We start from the raw sequence: 18,168 nt of genomic DNA on the forward strand, positions 1-18,168 counted from the left end.
CGCGGCGAAACGAGGCCACGGTAAACGGAACCGGAGGCGTCTATAAGACGATCACCTTAGTGCCGATATCGGCGCGGTCGTAGAGATCGATGATGTCCTGGTTCATGAGGCGGATGCAGCCCGCCGACACGGCCTTGCCGATGGACCACCATTCAGGGCTGCCATGCAGGCGATATCCGGTGTCACCTTTCTCGTTGAAGAGATAGAGCGCCCGCGCCCCGAGCGGGTTCATGAGCCCGGCTTCCATATGGGCGGGTATGATGTGGCCTCGATTGCGCTCGCGCACGATCATCTGGGACGGCGCGGTCCAATCCGGCCATTCGCGCTTCCTCGCGACGTGAGCGGTGCCATGCCACTCGAAGCCCGCCTTGCCGACGCCGATGCCGTAGCGCAGCGCCTGACCGTCTCCCAGCACGTAGTAGAGGAATTTCGCTCCTGTATCGACAATGATGGTGCCGGGCGCCTCGTCGGTCGCATAAGGCACGGTCTGCCGATGGAACTTTTGGTCGACCTTGTAGATCGGAACCGGCGGAACGCGGAAACCGGCGTCGGTAAGGCCGCCATAGGCCAGAGGAGAAGTCCGCAATGCACCGCCGGTGGTGCAGCCGGAGAATGCGACCATCCCGGCAAGTAACCCGATCAGGATCGATTTCGCGCGCATGACTTTAAGCCGGCGCTCGTGCCGACGATCTGCCGCATCTTGCCCTATTCGTAGTCCCGGCTGCCTCGATTGCCAAGCGTTCCATCTTCCCCGCCGGCTGATTGTCGGCCACGTGGCGGAAAAGATTGTTTTCAGACTTATTCGCGACCCAAAGTCACGCCCCCAGGGCAAAGCTCTTCCCCGCCCGATACGCGACTGGCGCATGCTGGCGATGTCTCGCTCAGGAAAAATCCCGTCTTCACAATGAGATAGGGCAAATCCGGATCGACCTCGGCATATGGCGGCCCTGTTCGTTTCCCGAGCCCTTGCCAGACAGCAGCCACCTTGCGCAGGATGCTTGCGCCCCGTGCCGCCTGTTCTTATATACGCGCCAACCGTCCGGCCTTGAAAAACCGGGGACCGTGGCGGAATTTCTTGTGAACAGGGGCTTTCGTCGGAACGCCTTATCAGGGTCCTGAGAGCCTGCTTAGCGGAGAGACCAGAACAATGGCAAAAGTAATCGGTATCGACCTCGGAACCACCAACTCCTGCATCGCCATCATGGACGGCAAGGAGCCCAAGGTTATCGAGAATGCGGAAGGCGCGCGTACGACCCCTTCCATCGTCGCCATCAACAGCGACGGCGAACGCCTCGTCGGCCAGCCGGCCAAGCGCCAGGCGGTCACCAATCCTGAAAACACCATCTTCGCGGTCAAGCGCCTGATCGGCCGCCGCTATGACGATCCGGTGACGGAGAAGGACAAGAAGCTTGTCCCCTACAAGATCGTCAAGGGCGACAATGGCGATGCCTGGGTCGAGGCCGGCGGCAAGAAGCTGTCGCCCAGCCAGATCTCGGCCATGATCCTGCAGAAGATGAAGGAAACGGCGGAAGCCTATCTCGGCGAGAAAGTCGAGAAGGCGGTCATCACCGTTCCGGCCTATTTCAACGACGCCCAGCGCCAGGCGACCAAGGACGCCGGCAAGATCGCCGGCCTCGAAGTGCTGCGCATCATCAACGAGCCGACGGCCGCGGCACTTGCCTACGGCCTCGAGAAGAAGGACGGCAAGACCATCGCCGTCTATGACCTTGGCGGCGGCACCTTCGACATTTCGGTGCTCGAGATCGGCGACGGCGTCTTCGAGGTGAAGTCGACCAACGGCGATACCTTCCTCGGCGGCGAGGACTTCGACATGCGCCTGGTCGAGTACTTGGCGGCCGAGTTCAAGAAGGAGCAGGGCATCGACCTCAAGGCCGACAAGCTTGCGCTCCAGCGCCTGAAGGAAGCGGCCGAAAAGGCCAAGATCGAGCTGTCGTCGACGACGCAGACCGAAATCAACCTGCCCTTCATCACCGCCGACGCCACCGGGCCGAAGCATCTGACGATGAAGCTCACCCGGGCGAAGTTCGAGAGCCTGGTCGAGGATCTCGTGCAGCGTACCATCGACCCCTGCAAGGCGGCGCTCAAGGATGCCGGCCTGAAGGCGGGCGAGATCGACGAAGTGGTCCTGGTCGGCGGCATGACCCGCATGCCCAAGATCCAGGAGATCGTGAAGCAGTTCTTCGGCAAGGACCCGCACAAGGGCGTCAACCCGGACGAGGTCGTGGCGCTCGGCGCCGCCATCCAGGCCGGCGTGCTGCAGGGCGACGTCAAGGACGTGCTGCTGCTCGACGTGACGCCGCTTTCGCTCGGCATCGAGACGCTGGGCGGCGTGTTCACCAGGCTGATCGAGCGCAACACCACGATCCCGACCAAGAAGAGCCAGGTATTCTCGACCGCCGAGGACTCGCAGTCGGCGGTGACGATCCGCGTCTTCCAGGGCGAGCGCGAGATGGCGGCCGACAACAAGATGCTTGGCCAGTTCGACCTGGTCGGCATCCCGCCGGCTCCGCGCGGCGTGCCGCAGATCGAGGTCACCTTCGACATCGACGCCAACGGCATCGTCAACGTCTCGGCCAAGGACAAGGGCACCGGCAAGGAGCATCAGATCCGCATCCAGGCGTCCGGCGGCCTGTCCGACGCCGACATCGAGAAGATGGTGAAGGACGCCGAGGCCAATGCCGACGCCGACAAGAGGCGCCGCGCCCTGGTCGAGGCCCGCAACCAGGCCGAATCGCTGGTGCATTCGTCCGAGAAGTCGCTGAAGGACTATGGCGACAAGGTCTCGGAGGCCGACCGCACCGCGATCGCCGACGCGATTGCGGCGCTGAAGGCTGCCGCCGAGGGCGATGACGCGGCCGACATCGAGGCCAAGTCGCAGTCGCTGGCCGAAGCTTCGATGAAGCTTGGCCAGGCCATGTACGAGGCCTCGCAGAAGGAAGCCGCCGAAGCCGACGCCAAGGCGGACGCCGCCAAGGATTCGGACGTGGTCGACGCCGACTTCGAGGAAATCGACGAGGACGACGACAAGAAGAAGTCGGCCTGAGCCGGCTGACGGCAAATAAAGCGAAAAGCCCGGCGCAAAGCCGGGCTTTTTTGCACCCCGAGCGAAAAAATGACGGAAAAACACGGAGCAGACCGGCTCGCTACTAGTATCCGGGCAACATCGCTCCTAAATCGAACAACGTGCCGGCGACGACGCAACAATGCTTGAAGACATTGAGCATCCGGACTGCGGGAAAAAATGAAAGCTGATTTCTACGAAACGCTGGGCGTGCAAAAAGGCGCCGACGACAAGGAACTCAAGAGCGCTTTCCGCAAGCTCGCCATGCAGTTCCATCCCGACCGCAACCCCGGCGACCATGCCTGCGAGCACAAGTTCAAGGAAATCAACGAAGCCTACGAGACGCTGAAGGACCCGCAGAAGCGCGCCGCCTATGACCGCTTCGGCCATGCCGCCTTCGAGCAGGGCGGCATGAACGGCGCGGCGCACGGCTTTGGCGCCGGCGGCTTCGCCGACATTTTCGAAGACATTTTCGGCGACATGATGGGCGGCCGCCAGCGCCGCTCTTCGGGCGGCCGCGAGCGCGGGGCGGACCTGCGCTACAACATGGAGATCTCGCTCGAGGAGGCATTCTCCGGCAAGACGGCGCAGATCCGCGTGCCGGCCTCCATTGCCTGCTCGGAATGCTCCGGCAGCGGCGCAAAGCCCGGCACGCAGCCGGTCACCTGCGCCATGTGCCACGGCCACGGCAAGGTACGCGCCACGCAAGGCTTCTTCTCGATCGAGCGCACCTGCCCGCAATGCCAGGGCCGCGGCCAGACGATCAAGGACCCCTGCCCGAAATGCGCCGGCCAGGGCCGCGTCACCGAGGAGCGTTCGCTGTCGGTCAACATTCCCGCCGGCATCGAGGACGGCACCCGCATCCGGCTTGCCAACGAGGGCGAGGCCGGCCTGCGCGGCGGTCCCTCGGGCGACCTCTACATCTTCCTCGCGGTCAAGCCGCACGAATTCTTCCAGCGCGACGGCGCCGACCTCTATTGCAAGGTGCCGATCTCGATGACGACTGCCGCCCTTGGCGGCTCGTTCGAGGTCACCACGCTCGACGGCACACAGACCAAGGTGAAGGTGCCGGAAGGCACCCAGAACGGCCGCCAGTTCCGGCTGAAGGGCAAGGGCATGCCGGTGTTGCGGCAGCCCAATGTCGGCGACCTCTACATCCAGACGGCGGTCGAGACGCCGCAGAACCTGTCGCGCCGGCAGCGCGAGCTTTTGGAAGAGTTCGAGCAGCTCTCCTCGAAGGACAATTCGCCCCAGTCGAGCGGCTTCTTCGCCCGCATGAAGGACTTTTTCGAGTCGTTCGGCGAAAGCTGATCTTTATCCGGCAACATTCCCGAGCCTCATCAACACCTTATGCCAGCTTGACGCCTTGCCTTGTTCCACCTAGCTGCTAAGTAGCGGTCGGGGAGCATTGAGGAGAGCTCGCATGGCACGTGGTCCCGGGTTGCGCAAAGCGCTGGCGGAAAAATTCGACGACGAGCTGAAGTTCTTCAAAGGCTGGATCGACAAGCCGAAAGCGGTCGGCTCGATCGTTCCAACCAGCTCCGTCACCGCCCGCAAGATGGCCTCGATCGTCAACCCGAAATCGGGCCTGCCGGTGCTGGAGGTCGGACCCGGCACCGGCGTCATCACTCGCGCTATCCTGGCCCAGGGCGTGAAGCCGGAAAACCTCTACGCGGTCGAATACTCGACCGACTTCGTGCGCCATCTGCGCCGGCTCTATCCGCGCGTCAACGTCATCGAGGGCGACGCCTTCAATCTCAACGCCACGCTCGGCGACAAGCGCGACATGGTGTTCGATTCGGTCGTCTCCGGCGTGCCGCTGCTCAACTTCCCGGTCGCCCAGCGCATCGCCTATATCGAAAGCCTGCTCGACCGCATCCCCGCCGGCCGGCCGATCGTGCAGCTGACCTACGGCCCGATGTCGCCGATCCCGCCCGGCCGCGGCGACTACACGGTCAAGCATTTCGACTTCATCATCCGCAACATCCCGCCAACGCAGCTGTGGATCTACCGGCGCGAAAAATAGGGAGTAGGGGAGTAAGGCAGTAGGGGAATAGGGATGAACGGTTCAGTTTCTGCGCTATCCCTACTGCCCTACTGCCCTACTCCCCCACTCCCTTAGCGAAGCAAGCCAATGGCAATAGTCCCAAGAATTCTTGTCTTCGCCGGCTCGGTGCGGAGCGGCGCCTTCAGCGGCAAGACGGCCGATGCGGCGCAGAAGGAGCTTGCCCTGCAAGGTGCCGAGGTGACCCGCATCTCGCTCGGCGACTATCCGCTGCCGATCGTGGACGAGGACTTGCAGAAGGAAAGGGGCATTCCCGAAAACGCCATGAAGCTTGGCTGGCTGATCGCTACCCATGACGGCGTGCTGATAGCGACCCCCGAATACAACGGCTCGCTGCCGCCGCTGCTGAAGAATGCGATCGACTGGGTGAGCCTGGCGCGCCATGACGGCGCCCGCAGCTTCAGGCCGCTTGCCGGCAAGGTCGCCGGCCTCTGCTCATCTTCCAAAGGCCACTTCGCCGGGATACGCTGCATCAATCATCTGCGCGCCGTGCTGGTGCGATGCCAGATGGAGGTGGTGACACCGGAGTGCTCGGTGCCGGAGGGCAGCAATGCCTTTGACGAGGATGGGAATTTCAGGGACGAAAGATTACGCCAATCGATGGAGCGTCTATGCCGTACACTGATCGAAACCTCGCGCATGCTGTCCGTGCGGATCGAGGCCTGATGCACCCCGGCAGCTCGATCCAGGCCGACACCATGCGCGCCAAGTCCATGCAAGAGAGGCTGATCGTCGGCCTCGACGTGCCGACGCTGAAGGACGCCGAGAAGGCGGTTCGCGAGCTCGAGGGCGCCGTCTCCTTCTACAAGATCGGCTACCAGCTCGCCTTCGCCGGCGGGCTCGATTTCGCGCGCGAGCTCGCCAGCGGCGGCACCAAGGTCTTCCTCGACATGAAGCTGCTCGACATCGACAACACGGTGGCCAAGGGTGTCGAGAACATCGTCAGGATGGGGGTGTCGATGCTCACCATCCATTCCTATCCGAAGGCGATGCAGGCCGCCGTGGACGCCGCCAAGGGCAGCGAGCTTTGCCTGCTGGCGGTCAGCGTGCTGACCTCGATGGACGAGCAGGACATGATCGACGCCGGCTATGAATACGATCCGCACACGCTGGTGCTGAGGCGCTCCGAACAGGCGCTGCATGCCGGCATGGGCGGCATTGTCTGTTCCGCCGAGGAGGCTGAAGCGGTGCGCCGGATCGTCGGACCCGACATGGCCGTTGTGACCCCCGGCATCCGCCCGGCAGGCAGCGAGCATGGCGACCAGAAGCGTGTGGTGACGCCGGCGCAAGCGACCCGCAACGGCTCCAGCCACCTCGTCGTCGGCCGGCCAATCGTCGCCGCGCCGGACCGGCGCGCGGCGGCCGAGGCGATCCTGGCCGAAATGTGCTCGGCATAGACCGGTCCGCGGACGAACAGAACAGGGGAAAGAATGCCAAAGGGATATTGGATTGCCCGCGTCGATGTGCGCGACCCGGAGGGCTACAAGGATTATGTCGCCGCCGCCAAGCTCGCCTTCGACCGTTTCGGCGTGAAATTCCTGGCGCGCGGCGGCGAGCACGAGAAGGCCGAAGGTCCTGGACGCGCGCGCAACGTGATCATCGAATTCGAATCGTTTGCCGCCGCGCATGATTGCTACCACTCGCCGGAATATCAGCGCGCCGTCGCCATCCGCCAGAAGGTTGCCGACGGCGAGATCGTGCTGGTCGAGGGGATTTAGGTCGTCGGCGCAGGGGTTGGCGGGTCGGCTGTTGCTGCGTTGGCACGTTGGAGCCGAAACGCCCATCTTGTCGCCATCCACGGGCGGAGCAAGGAGCGTAGCGACGCAGCGCAGACCCGAGGATCCATGCCTGACTTCAACGCGCCGCTACGGTCCAGAATTCTGCTCCGCTGCACTTCACGGCACCGGTAACGGCATGGATTCCAAGGTCTGCGCGCGTCGCTTCGCTCCTTGCTCCACCCTGGAATGACGAAGTTGTTAAAGCATGTCTCCCGAAAGTGGGAACCGGTTTCGGGACAAAGACATGATTGAAATCAAAAACCTAAAGCGCATGGAGCGAATCTGAAAGATCGCGACGCGCTTTTAGGTCTCAGCCCATCATGAAGGTCACGACGTCAGCCTATTGGCAGCCGTCTCGGCCATCGCGTCGGCGAGGCTCATGCCCCATTGCCTGCGGCAATAGTCGCGGAAATCGAAGCAGGGCAGGCCGGGGCAGACTTCGAATTCGATGAGGTGGATCGTGTCGTCGGCCTCGACCCTGAGATCGACGGAGAAGACGTCCTTCAGGCCAAGCCCGGTGACCAGCTTTTGCGCCACAGTGCGGATCGCCCGATCGGCCGCCGGCTGGCTGGCGGCGACCGGCCCGAGCTCGGGTTCGGCGTAGTTTCCGGCATCCTTGGCGGCCTGACCGGTATCGCCATAGAGCGCCATCGAGTCGGCCATGGTCTGGAAATCGCCGCCGGACTCGACAAAGGCGATGCCGAGCGCCTCGACGCCGGTCCCGGGCTTCAAGCCGAGGAAGCTTGCCCGCACATTGCGGCCGGCGACATAGGGCTGGACGACGACATCGTCGCGATAGCCGGCAAAGACACGCCGGCTAAGCTCCAGCGCGTGCTCAAGATCATGGCAGCGAGACTCCGGCCAGATACCGATCTTGGCGCCAAGCCGGTTGGGCTTGACGAACCAGCCGGCGGGCGAGGCCGGCGGCTCGACCAGCCATTCGCCATTACGTGCCAGTCCGGCCGGCGGCATCGGCAGGCCGAGTGAGCCAAGCACGGCGCCGGCGCGGAACTTGTCCTGGCAGAGCGCGAACAGGGAATCGTCGGCGCCGATCATCTTCAGCCCGTTCAACCGCGCCAGTGCGGGCGCCGCGCCACCGCGGAAATAGGCGATGCCATCCGTCAGCGTCCAGACCAGGGTGCTGGCCGGATCGGCCTTTGCCAACACAGTCGCGGCGTCGTCCAGCTCGACGGCCATGAAAGCGAGGCCACGCTTTTCGCAAGCGGCGGCGAGCTGGTCGAACTCAGGCGCGAGATCGGTCGACTGCGCCAGATAGGACGAGATTTCGATGGCGCGCTCAGTCGGGTAGCCATCGGCGACGAGCCGGTCGAAGCAGGCCTTCTCCGGCTCATGGACAAGGATCAGCGTCGGCCTGTTGCGCGGCATGGAAACTCCCAGCGAAATCAGGCGCTACCATCGCATGGCCGCTGCAATCGGCTTGCGGGAAACCGACCGTGCCAGGCGATAATCCGCAAGCCGCTCAGGCGATCAGCACGCGCGGCTCCAAGCGCCCCTTGACGGACAAGTCGAGCAGGAAGGTCATGCCCGCCTGCGGGTCGAGCGCGCGCTGCTTCTCGTCCTTGCCCTTCCAGGCCGACGTCACCGCGATGCGGTCGGCTTTCCGGCCGACAAAGGCGGGGCAGGACGGCTGCGTCACGGGCATCGCGATTTCGCGCAGCAGCGCGCCGTCCGGCGAATAGGCCTTCACCGCCTTGCCGCCCCAGACGGCGTTCCACAGCACGCCCTCGCTGTCGACGACCGAGCCATCGACATAACCCTTGGACGAGCGATGGTCGATGAACACTTTTGGTTCGCCAACGGGCAGACCAGTCGCCGGATCGCAGGCGACGCGCATCAAAAGCCCGGTCGCGGTGTCGGTGTAATAGGCGATCGCCCCGTCCTCGGAAAAGCAGATCGAGTTGGAGACGGTGATGTCAGCAAACAGCCGGCGAAGCTCGCCCTTGAAGAACCAGTAGATCGCGCCGGCGCCCTTCCCCTCGTCCTTGCCCATCGTGCCGGTCCAGAAGGCGCCGCAGGGATGGACACGGGAATCGTTGGAGCGGGTCAAAGGGTTGTCGGCCTCGATCGGCGTGTGCAGCGCCAGCTTGCCGGTCGCGACATCGCGGACATAGAGGCCTTTTTCGGTGGCGATGAGCTGGCGGGCATCGTCGATGATTGCGATGGCGCTGGCCATCAGGCCGAGGTCGTGCACCTTCAGCACGCCGGCGAGCCGCTTTTCCAGGAGCTTGCCGTTGACGATGTCGAACCAGAACAGGGCATCGGTGCCGGGGTCGTAGCTTGGGCCCTCGCCGAGCTCGCAGATCTGGTCGCTGAAGATCGAAACGCTATCCATCATGCTCCTCCGAAAGCCTCATCCCAGGCGGCGACCGCAGCGCGGGCGCGCCGCGCCACGTCCTCGACGCTGGCGCCCGGCTTGTAGAGACTTGATCCCAGACCGAAGACGCTGACGCCGGCCGCCTTGTAGCCGGCAAAATCCTTGTCGGAAACGCCGCCGACGGCGCCGATCAATGTCGTCGCCGGAAGCACCGCGCGGATCGCCGAAATGCCGGCAGCGCCGAGCACGCTCGCCGGAAAGAATTTTAGCGCCGAGGCGCCAAGCTTTATCGCCTGGAAGGCCTCGGTCGGGGTGAACACGCCGGGCATCGTCACCATGCCGAGGTGCATGGCGCGACCCATGACCTCGACATCGATGTTGGGGCTGACCAGCAGCCGGCCGCCGGCCTTGTGCAATTCGTCGACATCAGCGGCCGTCAGCACCGTGCCGGCGCCGACCAACGCGGTCTTGGGGAGGGCTTCGACGATGCTGGCGATCGACGAAAAAGGTTCCGGCGAATTGAGCGGCACCTCGATCGCCTCGATGCCGGCGTCGAAGATCGCCTGACCTATTGAGATCGCCTCGGTCGGCTTGAGACCACGCAAGATGGCTACCAACCCGCGTTTCAGTTTGGGAAAGGGTGCTGTCTGCGTCACGCTCCACCTCCGATCATGCCGTTCTCGCGCGCGGCCTCGACAAGGCCGGCGCGCACCGCTTCATCGGCGTCGACGATGCGAAAGGCAAGGCCGGCGAAGCCGAGGGCGGCACCGTAAAGCGCGGCCAGCGCACCGGAAGCGATCAGCACCACCGGCGCTTCGCTTGCGCCATAGCGGCGCTTGGCCGAAGCGATCTCGCCGCCGATCAAGAGCCCGGACAGGCAAGCCGCGGCATCGTCGGATTTCAGGTCCTGCAGCAGCCCGGCGGCGCGGATCGCGAATAGTTTCGAGGTCACATCGCCGCCCTCCCCCAGGGCCCGCTCGCACCATTGACGGAAGAAGGGATTATCCGCGTCGACGGGAGCCGGATGTTCGCCCAGCGAATGTTTCAGGATCGAATGCGCGGCGAGCACCGAAAACAACTCGCCCGTCGGCCAGGTGCCAAAGCCGGCGACCGCGCCGTCCTCGACCGCGACCCATTTCGAATGCGTGCCCGGCATGCAGACGAGGTGGCGGCCCTTTGCCGGCAAACCGGCGCCGGCGAGCTGCGTTTCCTCGCCGCGCATGACATCCGGCGCGTCGGCCAGGCGCTGGGCGAGGCCGGGCACGATGCGGATGTCGCGGCGCTCGCTCTCGATGCGGGCGGCACCGGCAAGGATGGCGCCGATCGGCGCCGGCACGGTGACATAGGGCGCCTCGATCCAGCCCTGGCGCGAGCCGGCCATCCCGCAGATGATGACGGGCAAGGCCTCCGGCGCGCCCATGGCGGCGAGGTGGCCTTCCAGCACCTTGGCAAAGCCTTTTTCGCGCGCGGTGATCAGGCCGTCGTCACCGCGCCGCTCGGCCAGCACGTGGCCCTCGCTGTCGAGCAACCAGGCCCTCAGCCTGGTCGTGCCCCAGTCCAGCGCGGCGACCGCAGGCGCGCCGCTCACAGCACGCCTCCATCGACGATCAGCATCTGCGCCGTCAACATGCGCGAGGCGTCAGACGCCAGGAACAGCACCGTGCCGACGATGTCGTCGGGCTGCATGACTTGCCTGATGCATTGCTTGGCGACATGGGCAGCGAGCGCTTCTTCGGTGACCCACAGCTCGCGCTGCCGCTCGGTGATCACCCAGCCCGGCGCGATCGCGTTGACGCGGATGCCGTCGGCGCCGAGCTTGCCGGCAAGGCCCTTGGTGAGGCCGAGTATGCCGGCCTTGGCGGCGGTATAGGCCGGCATGTCCGGATGGTTGATGAGATAGGAGGTCGAGGTGAAGTTGATGATCGAGCCGCCGCCGGCGCGCTTCATGCCCGGCGCCACCGCCTGAGCAGTGAAGAAATGCGGCCGCAGGTTGATGGCAAGGTTGTTGTCCCAGAACTCGACCGTGACGTCCTTCACCTCGTGGCGCTCATCGAGCGCGGCATTGTTGACGAGCGTAGTGACATCGCCATGCGCCTGCGTCGCCCTGGCCGCAGCGGCGCGCAGCGCCTCGACGTCGCGCAGGTCGGTCTTGAGGTAGAGCGGGCGCCGGCCAAGCTCTTTTTCGAGGCGGTCGGCGAGCGCCGTGCTGGGCTTGTCGGCGATGTCGATGAAGGCGACCCTGGCGCCCTGCCGCATGAAGCCCTCGGTCAGCGCCGCGCCGATGCCGGAACCGCCGCCGGTGATCAGCACCGAAGCGCCGTCGAGGTCGGCGAAACGCGCCGATGGCATCATGATTTCTTCTCCCTTTGGCCGGCGCGCATCCTAGCCACGCCGGCCCTAGGGGCAAGGGCCAAAACACGGTTTCCGAGGCTTATGTCTGACAAAATGAGCGCGCGCCCCCTGCCGGAGCAGGCCAGGCCGTTCAGGATCGCGGATCGGGGCCGGTCAGATCGCCTTGGCGTACAGCGCGCCGCGATAGGAATCGCGCAGATAGCCGAGCGTGGCGTCGGCATCGACCGGCTTGCCGAACAGATAGCCCTGCCCGCCGGCGCAGCCGAACTGGACGAGGCGGTCGGCCTGCGCCTCCTCCTCGATGCCTTCGGCCACTACATCCATTCCGAGCCCTTCGCACATGGCGAGAATGGCGCGGATGATATGCTCCGACGGCCGGTCGTCGAGAATGGATGAGACGAAGGCGCGATCGATCTTCAGCTTGTCGAAATGGAACTCGCGCAAGCGCCCGAGCGAGGACTGGCCGGTGCCGAAATCGTCGAGCGAGACGCGGATGCCGACGCGGCGCAGATCCTCGACGATCTTCTCGGCCGAAGCCGGATCGGTCATCAGGCCGGTTTCGGTGATCTCGATCTCCAGCCGGCGCGGATCGAAGCCGGTGCGGTCGAGGATCGCCAGAATATGCAGGCCGGTGTTTTGGTCGACCAGCTGCGACGGCGACAGGTTGAAGGACAAAAACAGGTCCTTCGGCCAGCTGCGCGCCGCCTCGGTCGCCTTGCGCAGCACCAGCTGCGACAGCGGGCCGATAATGCCGCGCTCCTCGGCGATGGGAATGAACACGCTCGGCGGCACCATGCCGAGATCGCGGTCGGTCCAGCGGGCGAGCGTCTCGAAGCCGATGGTGCGGCGAGTGTTGAGATCGACGATAGGCTGGAAATGCGGCTCCACCTCGCCGGCCGAGACGGCGCGGCGCAGTGCCTGCTCGATGCGGGTGACGCGCTTGGCCGCCTCCTCCATCTCGCGGGTGTAGACGACGACGCGGCCGCGGCCCGAACGCTTGGCATGGTAAAGCGCGGTCTCGGCCTTGTTGATCAGGATCTCGGTGGTCTCGTCGCCGGAATAGAACAGCGAGCAGCCGACCGAGGCCGACAATCTCGCGGTGCGCTCGCCGACGTCATAGGGCGCCGACAGGATTTCGATCAGCATGCGCGACTTCTCGGCCGCCTGCTCCTCGCTGAACACCATGGGATAAAGGAAGGCGAACTCGTCGGCGCCGATGCGGCAGACGGTGGAATGGCCGTCCATCGAGGCGCGCAGGCGCATCGCCACCTGGATCAGGATGTCGTCGCCGGCCTTGTGGCCGAACAGGTCGTTGATCGGCTTGAATCCGTCGAGGTCGAGGATGCCGACGGTGAACGGCGCAGGATCGTCGGCGCGGTCGCCGATCAGGCGATCGACCTTGTCGAAGAAGCGACGATGGTTGCCAAGCCCGGTCAGTGGATCGGTGAAGGCCAGATCCGTGCTTTCCCTGCCTGGCTGCCCGGTGCCAAACGTCGTTTGCATCATGTCCCTGTTGTGATGGCGGTATTTATCTTCAGACTGGCAGCAAAGCGTTTAGGAAAGGTATCGGAAAATCGATTTTTCGAAGATCCGAAAAAGTGCTCGGCGCCAAGCCTGGCCGTTGGGGCCTTTGGAGGCGGAGGTTTAAACCTTGCCTTAACTGCTTCAATAAATAGTAAAGCCGCCCGAAGACGCCGGCATTGGCGCGGCTGGTCGGCTGGACCCGGGCACCGGAGACAGGCATGCCGCACGAAGTCCGCAACGAGCCGGCGATCGCCGTGCTGCTGCCGTGCTACAATGAGGAGCTGACGATCGGTGAGGTCGTGCGGCGCTTCCGCGAGACGCTGCCCTCCGCAACGATCTATGTCTACGACAACAATTCGAAGGACCTGACCGCGCTCAGGGCCCGCGCGGCCGGCGCCGTCGTCGTGCGCGAACCGCGCCAGGGCAAGGGCAATGTGGTGCGCCGCATGTTCGCCGACATCGACGCCGACATCTATGTGATGGCCGACGGCGACGCCACCTACGCGCCGGAAGATGCGCCGCAGCTGATCAACACGCTTTTGACCGAGCGCTCGGACATGGTGGTGGGCACCCGACGGGGCGTGACCGACGACGCCGGCCGCTCCGGCCACGCCTTCGGCAACCGCATCTTCAACCGGCTCTACAAGGGCCTGTTCGGCGCCGATTTCACCGATATCTTTTCCGGCTACCGGGTCTTTTCGCGGCGCTTCGTCAAGAGCTTCCCGGCGGTTTCCGGCGGCTTCGAGATCGAGACTGAGATGTCGGTCCATGCCTCGCAGCTCAAGCTGCCGGTGAACGAGATGGCGCTCGACTACGGCCGCCGCCCGGAAGGCTCGTCGTCGAAGCTGTCGACTTTCAGAGACGGCGCCAGGATCCTGTGGATGTTCGCCATGCTGGTGAAGGAGACGCAGCCGCTGCGTTTCTTCGGCACGTTTGCCCTGTTCTTCCTGGCGGCCAGCATCGGCCTGATGATCCCGGTGCTGGTCGAGTTCGCCGAGACTGGACTTGTTCCGCGCATGCCGACGTGGGTGCTGTCGGTTGGCCTGCTCCTCTTGTCCATGCTGGCGATGGTCACGGGGCTGATCCTCGATTCGGTGTCGCGCGGCCGGGCCGAGCAGAAGCGCATCTTCTATCTTTCCATCCCTGCCGGCCGCATCGAGCGGCGCACGGGCGCCAACGGGCAGGCACCCCTGAAGAGCGAGCCGGGCAAGGCCTCGCAGGCGGCGTGATGGGCCGGCTTGCCCGCTTCGTCCTTGCCGGCGGCATCGGTTTCGTCGCCGACGCGGCCGCGCTTTGGCTGCTGCTTTCGCTCACGCCGCTCGGACCGCTTCTGGCGCGCGTGCTGTCGATCGGCTTCGCGCTCACCGTCACCTGGCAAATCAACCGGCATTTGACCTTTGCGCCGTCGAGCCGAGGCATCGCGCAGGAGGGAGCGCGCTATGGCGGCGTCGGCGTCGCCACCAGCATCGTCAACTATCTCGTCTATAGTGCCATCCTGCTCGCGCTGCCTTCGCTCCCGCCGCTGGCGGCGCTGACGGTCGCCTCGCTGGTCGCGATGGCGCTGTCCTTCCTCGGCTATTCCCGGCTGGTCTTCGACCGCTAAGCTCCTGCACCAAGCAAGCACGATTGGCAGACGCCGCCGATTTCCCTATATCGACGCTTTACCTTGACGCAATTCCGGACGGAAAACCGCTGCACACTTTTCCTGGAATTGCTCGACTCGCCGGAGAGGAAAATGCCGCTGAAAATCGCCGTCCAGATGGACCATGTCTCCACCGTGTCGATCACCGGCGACACCAGCTTCGCGCTGTCGCTGGAGGCGCAGCGGCGCGGCCATCAGCTGTTCCATTACACGCCGGAGCGGCTGTCGATGCTGGGCGGCAAGGTGTTTGCCCGCATCGAGGAGATGAAAGTCCGCGACGAGAAGGGCAGTCACTATTCGTTGGGCGAGCCGGTGCGCACCGACCTGTCTGAGATGGACGTCATCCTGCTGCGACAGGATCCGCCCTTCGACATGAACTACATCACCACCACGCATATCCTGGAACGCATCCATCCAAAGACGCTGGTAGTCAACGACCCGGCCTGGGTGCGCAACAGCCCGGAAAAGATCTTCGTCACCGAATTTCCCGACCTGATGCCGGAAACGCTGATCACCAAGGACCGGCAGGAAGTGGCCGCCTTCCGCAAGGAGTTCGGCGACATCATCGTCAAGCCGCTCTACGGCAATGGCGGCGCCGGCATCTTCCACTTGCACGAGGCCGACCGCAACCTCGCCTCGCTGCTCGAAATGTTCGGCCAGCTGTTCCGCGAACCCTATATCGTGCAGCGCTACCTCAAGGACGTGCGCAAGGGCGACAAGCGCATCATCCTGATCGACGGCGAGCCGGTGGGCGCCATCAACCGCGTGCCGGCCGAGCATGATTCGCGCTCCAACATGCATGTCGGCGGCCGCGCCGAAAAGACCGAGCTGACCGAGCGCGAGCGCGAGATCTGCGCCCGCATCGGACCGGCGCTGAGGGAACGCGGCTTCATCCTGGTCGGCATCGACGTCATCGGCGACTGGATGACCGAGATCAACGTCACCTCGCCGACCGGCATACGCGAGGTGCAGCGTTTCGGCGGCGCCGATATTGCGAGCCTGTTCTGGGATTGCGTGGAGGATAAAAGGCGATAGCAGGCTTTGCGCCTGACTCTATCTCCTTGTTAGCGCAATTACCGGCAGAAACCAGCTTCGTGCTGGAGTTGCTCTAAGCCGGCTTGGCGTACAGCCCGGCGCTCATCACCTCGATGCAGAGTTGAGGACCGGCTTCACACAATCGGGCCATTTTCGCAGCGAAAAGCAAGCACCTTTGCGCTTGCCTTGAAGGCATTCTATTTTGGAGCGTGGTAGCCGCTCGTGGGCATAGAATGTCGGTATTGCCTTTCCTAAGAATTTACGCGCCGCCCAACGCGGTGCTGGCTGCGCCTGGGCTTCTGGCGGTGGCTGCGCTCACGATACCGGACATGTCCGAACGAAGCAGACTGGCTCTGGTTGCCCTGCTCGCTGTCATTTGGGGCGCCTATCTCCTGCAAATGGCCGCGACGCTGCTCAAGCGCCGGACGGGAGACGCACGGAACAGGACGCCGGCAATCGCCATCGATGTGCTCGCGGTCTTGGTTCCACTCGCCGCATTTCTGCTCGTCCGCACGCCCGACTGGAGCCTCTATTGTGCTGTCTGGCTGCTGAAACCGCTGCGCGACTCGACCTTCTTCCCGGTGCTGGGCAGGGTGCTGGCCAACGAAGCGCGCAACCTGATCGGCGTCACCACGCTCTTCGGCGTCGTTCTGTTCGCTGTCGCGCTCGCGGGCTATATCATCGAGCGCGGCATCCAGCCGGAAAAGTTCGGCAGCATCCCCCAGGCAATGTGGTGGGCGGTGGTCACGCTGTCCACCACCGGCTATGGCGACGCGATTCCGGAAAGCTTCGCCGGCCGCGTCCTTTCCGGGGCGGTCATGATGAGCGGCATCGGCATCTTCGCGCTCTGGGCCGGTATTCTTGCCACCGGCTTCTATCAGGAAGTCCGTCGCGGGGATTTCGTCCGCAATTGGCAATTGGTCGCCGCCGTGCCGTTGTTTCAGAAGCTCGGCCCGGCCGTGCTGGTCGAGATCGTGCGCGCGTTGAGACCCCGCACGGTGCCGGCGGGCGCCGTGATCTGCCGCAGTGGCGAGCCCGGTGATCAGATGTTCTTCGTCGTGGAGGGACGCGTCAGCGTCGCGACGCCGAACCCGGTGGAGCTTGGCCCTGGCGCCTTCTTCGGCGAGATGGCGCTGATCAGCGGCGAACCGCGTATGGCGACCGTCAGCGCCGCAACGGCGGTCTCGCTCCTGTCGCTGCACTCGGCGGATTTCCAGATGCTGTGCAGCAGCAGCCCGGAGATCGCGGAAATCATCCGCAAGACCGCGCTCGAGCGGCGCGGCGCGGCACCGACGGCTTGACCGTACTAGTTGTGCAGTCCGGACTCGGCCCCAAAATCGTCGCCAGGCGGCGCCCCCTGTGAAAACAACGATGTCAGACAAGTGGGCCACCAACAAAGGAAGAACTCGACCTAGTTGCAAAGCTGAAAGATGTCTTCGGCACAGAACTCGTCCCCGCCAATAGCCACGTTGTTCGCACCATGAGCTACGGTGAAGTTGAGATGCTGGCTCGGGGACTGGACCCAGAAAAAGCTAAGTCGCTTTCCGTTCCTTGCGGCTTCGCCAAGGACAAGCCAGCGATGTATAGCCTCACCAGCTTGGGCGCGTGTGCGGCGATTATGAACACCATGGGCGCGCAATAGCCGCCTCGAAGAGGTGGCCAGCATTCCATTGACAAAGATCGCACCCGGCTGCTCCATTAGGTGTTCCTAAAATGGAGGTAAAGATGGCCTACACGTATCGGTGCAAGGACTATCCGGGAATGGAGGCCTGTCCGGGGAGCTTCACGGCAGAAAGTGCGGAAGAGGTCATGAAGCATGTTGAGCTTCACGCCAAGTCCGCGCATGGCGAAGACCCTAGCCAGTGGTCGCAAGATGATCGGAAGCAGCTTGAAGAGATGCTGATTGCGAGCTAGCTAGCGGCCCGTATTTGTGGGGAGGGCGAGCCGGGGCCGGTGCGGAACAATTAACAACTGCTAACGTTGAGCCATCGGGAAGGTCCGCCCGATGGCGCTCGAACCAAAAGACCCATCACAGGAAGACGTGGTTCAACGGCTTGTCCGAGAAATCGGCATTACCGAAGAGCAGGCTTTAGAACTCATCGCATTGCTCGGCCTGAATTGGAGTTCGCTCGTGCGCGAAGCGAAGGCGCTTTTGCGCAAGCAGTAGCGCTGAGGAAGAGCCCGCCCGGTGTGAGGGAGCGGGCTCTTTTGTCGGGGCCCCACGCGGGCGCCAGCATCTCCCAGGTTCCTCCTGAACCTTGGGGGCCGACATGCCATCCCGACACGACGCTTTACAGGAGCGTCGCTGTTCATCGAACGCTGCCGCTGGTGGAATGTTCCGCCTACTCGGGCAGC

Annotated in this window: 19 protein-coding genes; 12 read left to right on the forward strand and 7 right to left on the reverse strand. The window is 64.1% G+C overall.

Annotated elements, in window-relative coordinates; translation table 11 throughout:
* Positions 1 to 40: 40 nt before the first annotated feature.
* Positions 41 to 661: a L,D-transpeptidase gene (locus RFM40_RS06040; RefSeq protein ID WP_320227859.1), complete on the reverse strand. Its 621-nt coding sequence runs from the start codon at positions 659 to 661 to the stop codon at positions 41 to 43.
* Positions 662 to 1,147: 486 nt separating this feature from the next.
* Between RFM40_RS06040 and dnaK the strand changes: the two genes are divergently transcribed.
* The 6 genes from dnaK (at position 1,148) to RFM40_RS06070 (ending at position 6,865) form a co-directional block, all read left to right on the forward strand.
* Positions 1,148 to 3,064, forward strand: coding sequence for a molecular chaperone DnaK (dnaK, locus tag RFM40_RS06045; RefSeq protein WP_320277310.1), 1,917 nt, complete (start codon positions 1,148 to 1,150; stop codon positions 3,062 to 3,064).
* A 198-nt stretch (positions 3,065 to 3,262) separates the two neighbouring features.
* Positions 3,263 to 4,393, forward strand: coding sequence for a molecular chaperone DnaJ (gene dnaJ / locus RFM40_RS06050; protein WP_320218090.1), 1,131 nt, complete (start codon positions 3,263 to 3,265; stop codon positions 4,391 to 4,393).
* 112 nt (positions 4,394 to 4,505) lie between these two features.
* The gene (gene pmtA, locus RFM40_RS06055; protein ID WP_320277311.1) at positions 4,506 to 5,108 is read left to right on the forward strand and encodes a phospholipid N-methyltransferase PmtA; all 603 of its coding nucleotides are present in this window, start codon (positions 4,506 to 4,508) and stop codon (positions 5,106 to 5,108) included.
* A gap of 108 nt (positions 5,109 to 5,216) precedes the next feature.
* Positions 5,217 to 5,813 carry an NADPH-dependent FMN reductase gene (locus RFM40_RS06060; RefSeq protein WP_320227861.1) on the forward strand — a complete coding sequence of 199 codons (597 nt, stop codon included), beginning with the start codon at positions 5,217 to 5,219 and terminating at the stop codon, positions 5,811 to 5,813.
* Positions 5,814 to 5,845: 32 nt separating this feature from the next.
* The gene (gene pyrF / locus RFM40_RS06065) at positions 5,846 to 6,544 is read left to right on the forward strand and encodes an orotidine-5'-phosphate decarboxylase (RefSeq protein ID WP_430691646.1); all 699 of its coding nucleotides are present in this window, start codon (positions 5,846 to 5,848) and stop codon (positions 6,542 to 6,544) included.
* 33 nt (positions 6,545 to 6,577) lie between these two features.
* The gene (locus RFM40_RS06070) at positions 6,578 to 6,865 is read left to right on the forward strand and encodes a DUF1330 domain-containing protein (protein ID WP_292342251.1); all 288 of its coding nucleotides are present in this window, start codon (positions 6,578 to 6,580) and stop codon (positions 6,863 to 6,865) included.
* 387 nt (positions 6,866 to 7,252) lie between these two features.
* On the opposite strand, the gene RFM40_RS06075 is transcribed toward RFM40_RS06070, so the two are convergent.
* From RFM40_RS06075 to RFM40_RS06100, 6 genes are all read right to left on the reverse strand, one after another.
* Positions 7,253 to 8,311, reverse strand: a complete 1,059-nt coding sequence (locus RFM40_RS06075; protein WP_320227863.1) for a D-alanine--D-alanine ligase family protein — start codon at positions 8,309 to 8,311, stop codon at positions 7,253 to 7,255.
* A gap of 94 nt (positions 8,312 to 8,405) precedes the next feature.
* Entirely contained in the window at positions 8,406 to 9,278 is an 873-nt protein-coding gene (locus RFM40_RS06080; protein ID WP_430691645.1) for an SMP-30/gluconolactonase/LRE family protein, read from the reverse strand.
* Complete coding sequence (locus RFM40_RS06085) at positions 9,278 to 9,916, reverse strand: 2-dehydro-3-deoxy-6-phosphogalactonate aldolase (protein ID WP_320227865.1); 639 nt, start codon at positions 9,914 to 9,916, stop codon at positions 9,278 to 9,280. The genes RFM40_RS06080 and RFM40_RS06085 overlap by 1 nt, the downstream gene beginning before the upstream one ends.
* Positions 9,913 to 10,848: a 2-dehydro-3-deoxygalactonokinase gene (locus RFM40_RS06090; protein ID WP_320227866.1), complete on the reverse strand. Its 936-nt coding sequence runs from the start codon at positions 10,846 to 10,848 to the stop codon at positions 9,913 to 9,915. The genes RFM40_RS06085 and RFM40_RS06090 overlap by 4 nt, the downstream gene beginning before the upstream one ends.
* Complete coding sequence (locus RFM40_RS06095) at positions 10,845 to 11,612, reverse strand: SDR family NAD(P)-dependent oxidoreductase (RefSeq protein ID WP_320227867.1); 768 nt, start codon at positions 11,610 to 11,612, stop codon at positions 10,845 to 10,847. Before RFM40_RS06095 ends, RFM40_RS06090 begins: the two co-directional genes overlap by 4 nt.
* A gap of 153 nt (positions 11,613 to 11,765) precedes the next feature.
* Positions 11,766 to 13,115: a putative bifunctional diguanylate cyclase/phosphodiesterase gene (locus RFM40_RS06100; RefSeq protein WP_320227868.1), complete on the reverse strand. Its 1,350-nt coding sequence runs from the start codon at positions 13,113 to 13,115 to the stop codon at positions 11,766 to 11,768.
* A gap of 239 nt (positions 13,116 to 13,354) precedes the next feature.
* Between RFM40_RS06100 and RFM40_RS06105 the strand changes: the two genes are divergently transcribed.
* From RFM40_RS06105 to RFM40_RS06130, 6 genes are all read left to right on the forward strand, one after another.
* Entirely contained in the window at positions 13,355 to 14,365 is a 1,011-nt protein-coding gene (locus RFM40_RS06105) for a glycosyltransferase family 2 protein (protein WP_320227869.1), read from the forward strand.
* A complete protein-coding gene (locus RFM40_RS06110) occupies positions 14,365 to 14,739 on the forward strand; it encodes a GtrA family protein (RefSeq protein WP_320277312.1) in 375 nt (124 codons plus the stop codon). Before RFM40_RS06105 ends, RFM40_RS06110 begins: the two co-directional genes overlap by 1 nt.
* A gap of 132 nt (positions 14,740 to 14,871) precedes the next feature.
* Positions 14,872 to 15,813 carry a glutathione synthase gene (gshB, locus tag RFM40_RS06115; protein ID WP_320227871.1) on the forward strand — a complete coding sequence of 314 codons (942 nt, stop codon included), beginning with the start codon at positions 14,872 to 14,874 and terminating at the stop codon, positions 15,811 to 15,813.
* 233 nt (positions 15,814 to 16,046) lie between these two features.
* Positions 16,047 to 17,114, forward strand: coding sequence for a cyclic nucleotide-gated potassium channel (locus RFM40_RS06120; protein WP_320227872.1), 1,068 nt, complete (start codon positions 16,047 to 16,049; stop codon positions 17,112 to 17,114).
* Between the two features lie 424 nt (positions 17,115 to 17,538).
* Entirely contained in the window at positions 17,539 to 17,727 is a 189-nt protein-coding gene (locus RFM40_RS06125) for a DUF1059 domain-containing protein (RefSeq protein WP_320227873.1), read from the forward strand.
* A gap of 91 nt (positions 17,728 to 17,818) precedes the next feature.
* Positions 17,819 to 17,980: a hypothetical protein gene (locus tag RFM40_RS06130; protein ID WP_320227874.1), complete on the forward strand. Its 162-nt coding sequence runs from the start codon at positions 17,819 to 17,821 to the stop codon at positions 17,978 to 17,980.
* The last annotated feature ends 188 nt before the right edge of the window (positions 17,981 to 18,168 follow it).

It is taken from the genome of Mesorhizobium captivum (genome assembly GCF_033977165.1).
In the GTDB taxonomy this organism is placed as follows: Bacteria; Pseudomonadota; Alphaproteobacteria; order Rhizobiales; family Rhizobiaceae; genus Mesorhizobium; species Mesorhizobium captivum.